This window comes from uncultured Vibrio sp., assembly GCF_947488985.1.
Lineage (GTDB): Bacteria > Pseudomonadota > Gammaproteobacteria > Enterobacterales > Vibrionaceae > Vibrio.
Genome location: NZ_CANLBV010000120.1, coordinates 1 through 8,635, shown reverse-complemented (window position 1 = coordinate 8,635; position 8,635 = coordinate 1). Strand labels below are relative to the sequence as shown.

General features: G+C 42.6%; 10 protein-coding genes. 4 read left to right on the top strand and 6 right to left on the bottom strand.

Going from position 1 to position 8,635, the window contains the following annotated elements:
• Window positions 1–175: 175 nt before the first annotated feature.
• From Q1A70_RS17810 to Q1A70_RS17800, 3 genes are all read right to left on the bottom strand, one after another.
• Window positions 176–487, bottom strand: a complete 312-nt coding sequence (locus tag Q1A70_RS17810; RefSeq protein WP_299694743.1) for a GIY-YIG nuclease family protein — start codon at window positions 485–487, stop codon at window positions 176–178.
• Window positions 488–1,150, bottom strand: coding sequence for a YceH family protein (locus Q1A70_RS17805; RefSeq protein ID WP_299694763.1), 663 nt, complete (start codon window positions 1,148–1,150; stop codon window positions 488–490).
• A 63-nt stretch (window positions 1,151–1,213) separates the two neighbouring features.
• Window positions 1,214–1,414: a hypothetical protein gene (locus Q1A70_RS17800; protein WP_299694746.1), complete on the bottom strand. Its 201-nt coding sequence runs from the start codon at window positions 1,412–1,414 to the stop codon at window positions 1,214–1,216.
• Between the two features lie 195 nt (window positions 1,415–1,609).
• Between Q1A70_RS17800 and Q1A70_RS17795 the strand changes: the two genes are divergently transcribed.
• Entirely contained in the window at window positions 1,610–1,924 is a 315-nt protein-coding gene (locus tag Q1A70_RS17795; protein ID WP_299694749.1) for a DUF496 family protein, read from the top strand.
• 190 nt (window positions 1,925–2,114) lie between these two features.
• A complete protein-coding gene (locus Q1A70_RS17790) occupies window positions 2,115–2,741 on the top strand; it encodes a D-Ala-D-Ala carboxypeptidase family metallohydrolase (protein ID WP_299694752.1) in 627 nt (208 codons plus the stop codon).
• A gap of 29 nt (window positions 2,742–2,770) precedes the next feature.
• Here Q1A70_RS17790 and Q1A70_RS17785 read toward each other — a convergent pair whose 3' ends face one another.
• Entirely contained in the window at window positions 2,771–5,335 is a 2,565-nt protein-coding gene (locus Q1A70_RS17785) for an ATP-binding protein (protein WP_299694766.1), read from the bottom strand.
• A gap of 385 nt (window positions 5,336–5,720) precedes the next feature.
• Between Q1A70_RS17785 and Q1A70_RS17780 the strand changes: the two genes are divergently transcribed.
• Window positions 5,721–6,101: a hypothetical protein gene (locus Q1A70_RS17780; RefSeq protein ID WP_299694754.1), complete on the top strand. Its 381-nt coding sequence runs from the start codon at window positions 5,721–5,723 to the stop codon at window positions 6,099–6,101.
• A gap of 64 nt (window positions 6,102–6,165) precedes the next feature.
• Window positions 6,166–6,396, top strand: coding sequence for a hypothetical protein (locus Q1A70_RS17775; protein WP_299694757.1), 231 nt, complete (start codon window positions 6,166–6,168; stop codon window positions 6,394–6,396).
• 210 nt (window positions 6,397–6,606) lie between these two features.
• Here Q1A70_RS17775 and Q1A70_RS17770 read toward each other — a convergent pair whose 3' ends face one another.
• Together Q1A70_RS17770 and Q1A70_RS17765 are read right to left on the bottom strand one after the other, a co-directional pair.
• A complete protein-coding gene (locus tag Q1A70_RS17770; protein ID WP_299694769.1) occupies window positions 6,607–7,221 on the bottom strand; it encodes a LysE family translocator in 615 nt (204 codons plus the stop codon).
• 140 nt (window positions 7,222–7,361) lie between these two features.
• Window positions 7,362–8,282, bottom strand: a complete 921-nt coding sequence (locus tag Q1A70_RS17765) for a LysR family transcriptional regulator (RefSeq protein ID WP_299694760.1) — start codon at window positions 8,280–8,282, stop codon at window positions 7,362–7,364.
• Between the last annotated feature and the right edge of the window lie 353 nt (window positions 8,283–8,635).

The following is an 8,635-nucleotide window of genomic DNA, read 5'->3' as shown; positions in this document are numbered from 1 at the left end:
TCAGTGTAATTATCATAGTTCGTAGCATGATCCTGATTTTACTAAAAATCAAGCACCTTCAATGATCACGGGTATAACAATAAACTAAGCACATTAGACATAGTTAAGCTTTTATATCCACTTAAATAAAGGACAAATTAGTAAGGTGTCTGCCCCTGTCGATAATGCTGTATTGCTAAACGCCAATATATTGAAGCTTATCTTTCTGCCAATCGATGGTCAGCGTATGTGCGACCAATTTCTCTTTCGTCGCTTTAGGAAGTTGTTTGATCGCGTATTCCGTTTTCAACGCTTTGCTTTTTGACTCAACATCAAAGTGCCAAACAAGCTCCAGAGGGCCTTTACCTTTAAGCGCCTTTGCACCCTTGCCTTGTTGGTGTTGCTCAAATCGACGCTGCAAATTATTCGTTACGCCACAATAGAGTGCATTGTGGCGATTGCGGATCAAGTAGACCACCCAATCCGCAGTGTTGTCAGACTGAGGCATTTATAGCAGTGACTCTACCAATGCTTTAAGCTCGGCGACCTCAGTACGTAGACTGGCAACTTCTGACTCGAGCTCTTCAAGTTTTTCGCTATTGATAGATGGCATAGTAGGTGTCGTAGATACAGATGCCGTAGCAAACGCTTCAACATCGACCTCTCCACTCAGTAAATGCTGATAGCGTGACTCACGCTTGCCAGCTTCGCGCGGTAGCTTCACCACCAAGGCACCAGCCGCTCTTACGGCTAGTTTCTCAAGCGTAGATTCGACCTCTTTCACATCATTGAAACTCGCTAAGCGTCCCGTTCGCGTGCGCAGCTCACCCGGAGTTTGCGCGCCGCGCAGCAGCATACAGCAGATAATGGCACGCTCTTGCTCAGTAAATTGCAGATCGCCAAATTCAGTATTGCAAAAACGATGTTGATACTTATTTACGCGGCTATTGAAGCTGCTTTCATCACTCACTAAACGTCGGCTAATTAAGCCATCAACCGTATCCAAAACCTCTGCTTCAGACAGCGATAATACCGGATCACGATTACTTTTTTGATTGCACGCCGTCGTTAAGCTATTTAGCGTCAACGGGTAGTGATCCGGGGTGGTCACTTCTTTCTCTATCAAACAGCCAATGATTCTCGCTTCAATTGGGGAAAGTACTGTATTCATCATTGTTCCTTTTTATTATTTTATTCATTCCATCTCAACACTTCACAATGCAGTCACTGATGACTAGTGCTCAGACAAAATAGGGACTCTTTTCTTTCTGCCTTGTTCATCAACCATCATGATCTTAGAACGGTTCAGCTCAATTTCCACGATTTCCAGATACGTACGCTCTTTAACATACGCTTCGCGAAGCTTATTTTGTTCGACTGAAGGTTCCATCACGCTCTTGATTGGTGCTTCAGTTTTCAATTGTTGTTGGTTCATTTCACATTTCATATCAATGCAGTATCTAGATTGGATACTAACGTGAATGATTAGATAAAAACAATCGCATAAAAGCGAGAGTGCTCATTAATTGTACAAGCTTACTTTTGCTTTGATCTAAAGACTGTTACATAAGCAATTGATATGCTTTAATCAGAACCAGACAACGTATTTGACGAATAGGAAAAGGAATCTATGAGCAGCGTATTAGAAATTGTTAGCCAAGCACGACGTAAGAACAAACTTAAACGTGAACTGTTAGACAACGAAAAGAAAGTTCGTGATAACCGTAAGCGTGTCGACCTTCTTGATAACTTACTTGATTACATCAAGCCAGAGATGACTCACGATGAAATCCTAAGCATTATCAAAAATATGAAAGCTGACTACGAAGACCGTGTTGACGATCACATCATCAAGAGTGCAGAGATCTCTAAAGCTCGCCGTGACATCAGTCGCCGAATTCGTGAGCTGACAGAAGAAGACAAGCAAACCCAAGGTAAGAAATAATCTCACCTGCGATTTTACTTGTAATAATGTTAGTAACCCACTCTTTGCAGTGGGTTTTTTTGTACCTAAATTCTAGCGTCTATACTTAATCAAACAGGCTAACCACTGAATCAAACGTGAATAAAGACTAGCTCCAACGTCAGTAAATCAACATAAATATCGAAGCGAACGTAAGCAATGGAGTCTCCTTATGTACTCAAGTATCCTGATTACCTTAGCGCTATCCACATCTCATCCCTACCCCGAAGAGTTTGAAAAACTGTATACCGAAGAAACAGAAATCACTTACGAAGACCTCGTGGTGGACGTTCATGGTTACAAGGTTCCTACTCGCGCCGCATTTCGAGGCTGGGCACTTCTAAATAACGCAGCAGACCAAGTCAAAGAGATTGGACAACAGCTCAAAGAAGCAGGTGTCACGCAAAGCATGCCTTTACACCTTGTACTACTGCAAGGAACAGACTGGGCTATGAGCAACGCGATCTTGTTTACCCTCCCCAATAAGAATCATGTACCTAACATGATCAACACCTTAAAATACATTCAACAGTATATTGAGCCAGAAATTGGCGTTGTTATCCCTGTATCAGGTGAACGTTCTCAGCTCTACAATCAACAGGCTGGCGGTGCACTTCAGAGTAAACATTTGGAATTTTGTGCCTTAGACCTTGTTCCCGCAAACGGTATTTCTCGACAAGACCTGCACGTTAAACTCAAAAAAATTCATGCCAAGTTCGGACAAAAGCATAATGTTGGGCTGGGTCTTTACTCTGGTGTTCGATTCCACATCGACACTTGTGGCTTCAGGCAGTGGTAAGGAATGTCAAAAGCTCAGTCATGGGCTAACTAAACAATATCGAGGCTGCTAAAAAGGTCGTATAACTGGTGGGATTTATAAGGTTTAGGCAAATAAGCGTTCATGCCCGCTTCAAAACAATCTTTGATGTCTTCTTCTAGCACACTGGCGGTTAAAGCAATAATCGGTAGCGGTGTAACTTGTTGCTCGGATTCCCACTGTCTAATTGCACGAGTTGCTGTCATCCCGTCCATAACAGGCATCATACAGTCCATTAATATGGCGTCAAACTTGGCGCCTTGAGTAATCACATCAACCGCTTCCTGCCCGTTACTGGCAATAAAATATTCATACCCTGCTTTCTCTAGAAAGAAACTCGCAATTTTTTGATTCATAAGATTATCTTCAACAATCAAAATACGGCGGTTTAGAGAACGAGTTTCCTCAACCTCAGCCTTCGACTGGGGTTCTTGCTCTTCATCGAGATCAAGAGACTGTAGGCTCTTTAAAAACCGTTTTCCTAAAAATGGCAGAGTGTGAGTGGAGTGTACTGCCTCTGTAATGAAATTGGTTTTGAATAGATGGTGCTGGCAAACAATCACCCTAGACAGTGGGTATACCTCTTTGAGCGTCGCGAGATCCTTGTCCATTGAATGGTGAAGAGTATGGCAATACAGTATAAAATCGCTTTCTGTTAGATCCTTGTCTAAGTTGGAGACCGAAGAAACCACATTCGCACCAATATTTAAACGCTGGCACTCCTTAACCAACTGATCTAAATAATTGAATGAATTAGAGACAATAGTCGTCTGCTTGAGACGCTCAAAGGTCTGAACATCCCCCTCGACTGTATCGACATATAAGCAAAAAGAGAAGGTTGAACCTTTGCCTTTCACAGACTGCGCACTGATATAGCCCCCCATTAGATCGACCAGCTGTCGACAAATTGCTAGCCCTAACCCAGTTCCACCAAATTGGCGTGTAATACTGCCATCTTCTTGAGTAAAAGGTTCAAAAATAGATTCCAGCTTCTCAGGCTCAATTCCAACCCCAGAATCAGACACCGAACACTCTAGTTTACCTTTACCGAGCGACATCGGCATATAAATGACATCTGTGGTGATTGTGCCTTGTGAAGTAAACTTAATCGCATTCGACAACAAATTCGTCAGTACCTGCCTCAAACGGTACTCATCAAAAAACAGTTGCGCTGGGGTTTGAGCATCGATATTAATGTCGAGTTCAATATCTTTACTTATTGCTTTAGATAAAATCACGCTCACCGAGTCATACACCACTTCTCTTAAATCAGCGTTGTGTGGCGACAGTGTCAAGTTACCTGACTCTATTTTGGACAGATCGAGAATATCATTCAATAGTACCAATAAAGCGTGCGAGGAAGACTCTATGTCTCGGAGCACTTCTTGTTGGTTAGCATTTAAATGACTTTGAGACAAAATCTCTGACATACCGATAATGCCATTCAGAGGGGTACGTATCTCATGTGACATATTCGCCAAAAATGCACTTTTCGCTTTATTTGCTGAAATAGCGTCTTCTTTTGCTTCAATCAGGTCTCGATTGTGCTGCTGGTTAATTTCCATGACTCGGTTCAAGGTCTCTACAAATTCAGTCAGTTCATCCTTCCCTTCGACTTGGATGACCTTGTGACGATGACTGTGATCAGTATATTCAGACACCCCCTTTAAAATAAGGGATAGATTTCTATTTAACCGCTGAGACGTCGCGATACCAAGCCACAGCACAGCGACAGATCCTCCAAAGAACAGCAGTGCTAAGATCAGGGTTTGTCTTTTGAGCTGCGAGATATTGCTGTGAACTTCAGACTGAAATTGTTTGGCATGATCACTGATGACTTTACCAGTAATCTGTTGCTTTAATTCTAAGCCTTTAATATGGTTATATATTTCAGGGGAAGTAAGGTCTCCCTTAGAAAATCGTGACGTGAAATTATCCGAAACGGCTTTATTTGCAAAAGTGTTTGTCAATACTTCAGTGTCTTTGGAGCGGCTGCTCAATCGAGTAAACTCATCGAACAAATATTGCTGTCTTTCTAAGGCCCCAACATAATCTACAAGATATTGATTGTTCAGCTCTGGAGAGCGGTATAGAAGGTGAATTAACCATGCTTCTCTCTGAATCCAGAATTCGTAGCTCGTTAGGTCGACCAACCCCTCACCCGCTTGATTAAGCTTTGTATCCAGCAAGATAACCCGATATTCGGCAAGAGCCATCAACATATCTTTCAATGCATAAAAGACCTGCTCCGTCGATTGTCGACTATTGCTGCTTTGCGTAGCGCTTAATAGACTCGCCAACACACTCTTCAGCCCCGCTAATTTAGGCTCAATATTCCAATTAATGCCCGATTTTTGCAGTCTTACCTCATGTTGGGCTAGTAGGCTCAATTCTACTTGGAGATTGATCAACAACTGCTCTTTTTCAGAGGCGTTATTAGGCATAACAAGCCATCGGGAAGCATCATTTGAGATGGTGCTAAAAGATTGAAGTGCTTCTACCTTAATCAGTGCAGTTTCAAGGTGAGCTATCTTCTCATCGTTCTTCAGCACTTCATTAACCGTAAACCCAAACAGAATGAATACAGAAATCGTGGAAAGAAAAATAAGACGCCATCTAATTGATACATTTGTCATTTCTATAACTACTCCCTTCCAGAAAGTAATCTTTACCTAGCCTCAGATAAGAATAGGACATTAATAGGAATCTTGTTCAATATTAGATAGGGATAACTATCCCCTTAGACCAAAGGACAAGTTGGAATCAGCCTAGATTCTCAAGCAAGTCAAACCATTACTGAATCCATCGCTCCAACTTTAAGTTCGTTATACCATTCAAAATGGTGGAGAAGTTATCCTCTTTGGTAAAGCCCTAGTCAACTCAACACGCGTCATAAACCCCACATTTTAATCACCTAGCACGAAGAACAAGATCAAGTCTCCAACCATGATGAGATTTTAAATGGAAAAACGGCACACCAATCAAGAATGGCAAATGCTTATCGAACAATCTAAATCGAGTTCACTGTCGACACTCGCGTTTTGTATGCTCAATGAACTTAACCCATCAACGTTCTATGCCAAGCGCCAGCAACTCAATAAAGCTGACGTATATCTAGGCTTTGTCCGAACTACAAACGATGGTAAAAACGCTGATGTCGTTGAAAAGCGAGTGGAAACAATAGCGCCAATCGCTATATCGATGCACTCCTACCTTGTAACTTCAAACATTAGCAAGCTCGCCCCGTGGGTTCATAGGGCGCATACAACGCAACGGCTATCGACTGCAGATAACATTCCAAATGCACATACCTCAAGAATAATACTCACTAAAAATATTTAATGACGTTCATGTTTCGTTCAGAATGAAGGCGATAAAGTAGCAACATAGAAAAAGAGGAATAAATATGAAAAATATACTGGTTACGATTGTTGCATTGTTTACTGGCCTTTTGGCGCTATTCACAAGCTTGGTCCTTGCTATTCCTTTAGCGATTGCAGCTTTAATTACCGGCAAGCGCATTCAGAATCAAATGAAAAAACAAGGGTTCACCACTCATATGACCCCTCGCCAATCATCAACCCGTGAAGCAGGTGTGATTGAAGGTGAGTACGAAGACCTTTCAAGTAATAAGTAGCTGTTAACAGGTAATAAATAGTTGCTAACAAGGATAAGTAGCCCGTAATCTTAACGAGCTACAGACGTAATGGGCCTATTGCTGGACATCAAAGCAATGATACCAATCGTAGTAAATAACTGGTCAACCTAGCTTGTAAAAAGGCTCACTAGATAATGCCTAGTGAGCCTTTTATAAAGATAGTGTTTCTTGTATGAGCCGCGCTTATGGCTAAATCGACCATACCACTCGAATCGCAAGTAAGATCAAAACCACACCTGAAAGTCGATCAATGAGCTGCGCTTTCGATCGGATTCGATCAACGATCAGCGGGCTAGAGAGCACGATAGTAATAAAGGTGTACCACAGGCCATCAACAATCACTGGCGTTGAAACAATAATGACTTGGTTCGCAAGTTCGTTACCCAGCGCGATAAATTGGCTAAACAGTGCTATGAAGAACAGCGCGATCTTTGGGCTCAAGATCGAGACTAAGAAAGCTTCACGAGCCGACTGCATGTAGCTCATTTTTTCGCCCGCTTCTAATTTCGCAGCCACACCGCCTTTCGACCGTAATGCGTTCATACCCAAATAAAATAAGTATACAGCCCCTGCAAGACTGATCCCTTTAAAAAGCATCGGAGATTGTTCAAGCACCACCGCTAAACCTACAATGCTCGCAAACGCGTAAATACCGATGCCAATCGAGTGCGACCAAGCCGCAACAAGCCCGTTCACACGCCCCCCTGCTAGGCTATGCTTAGCAATCATCGCTAAGCTTGGGCCAGGAGACATCGCACCCAGTAAGCAAACCGCTAATAAAGAAAACCAGATTGTTATTGTCATCATTCCGTTCCTAGTAATACATTGCGCTCAGCTGAACGCACTACACTTTATACTTGATAGCACTTACCCTAATTCGCAAATGGTATTATTTGAAATCAAAGATTATCATTGTGAGTATGACTGAAGATCATAACCATATTTCAAGTCATACTTATGTTGTAACTCGACTTTTGCATAGCTTGGAATACTTTTTCTCGTGCCCACTTATGAGCAGAATCATTGTCATACTTAGGGTGCCACATCAACCAATAGGTGTGCATTTGTGTATCAAACGGCAGAGGAAAGTAAGTCACATCAAGGTGTCGCCTCAGATTGTAGGCGATATGCTCTGGCACAATCATCAAATAGTCATCTTGCATTAACACGGTTCCCGCCGCTGAAAAAAATGGAACCTGAAGCGCCACCCTACGCTTAAACCCTTGTTTCTTTAAAGCGATATCCGCGTAACTGTCTTTATCCCCCCCTCCCGTGACTTTGATGTGTGGGTAGTGGACGATATCTTGAGCACACTGCATCGATTGTTGTGCTAATGGATGAGACTTACGCATCAAACACACTGGTTTGTCTTCACCAAGCTTGATACTCGACACATGCTCAGGCTTTTGAGGAAGCATACTGGAAGCTAAATGAATACCGGATTCGTTCAACGCTTCAAGGTAGTTTGGCTGCCATAATCGGTAAGCCAAGTTAATGTTTGGGGCTTCGGCAGATACCTCTGCGACGATCACAGGGAAGATATACTGAGCGACATAGTCACTCGAAGACAGCACCAATTCACCTTGCCAGTCCTGCGGTTCAAAGGGTTTATCATCTAGCAAGTGGTCAAACTCGCCAAGCAGATCATCAAGCTTGCTTTTAAGTAACAGGGCGCGGTTGGTTGGTACCAGTTTATTGCCATCACGGACTAGCAAAGGGTCACCACACAAATCTCGCAGCTGAGCCAGTTGGCGACTCACGGCAGATTGCGTGATATGCAGCCGCTGAGCAGCTCGGCTGACATGGCACTCTTCTAGAAGCACATGCAGCGAACGCAGTAAATTGAGATTGATATTACCTAGCATGGACAACCTTAAGCGAATAACGATAGTGAGATTTCAAAAGCAAAGCTGCAGCCACACAAAGGGGCGATTTATGTGTCGAGTCTGACACCGTTTCACCCAGACAACAGCTAACACTTTCACGCTTAATTAGAGTAATGCCTTTGAATGATGATGTCTTGCGACATTTCTCTATACTCGTTCAACTTGAAGATGCAGGCTTGAAAACTTGAAAGTTATCATTAATTCGAGATGCCAAAGAGCGGTTTTGTTGCTTAATTCAGATAGAAGACATGCCTAGTCCATAGTTGCCTAATTCTTAAACAATGCACTGAGTTTCAGGCATACCTAGGCTAGTAAGTTTATTTAACGCTTTG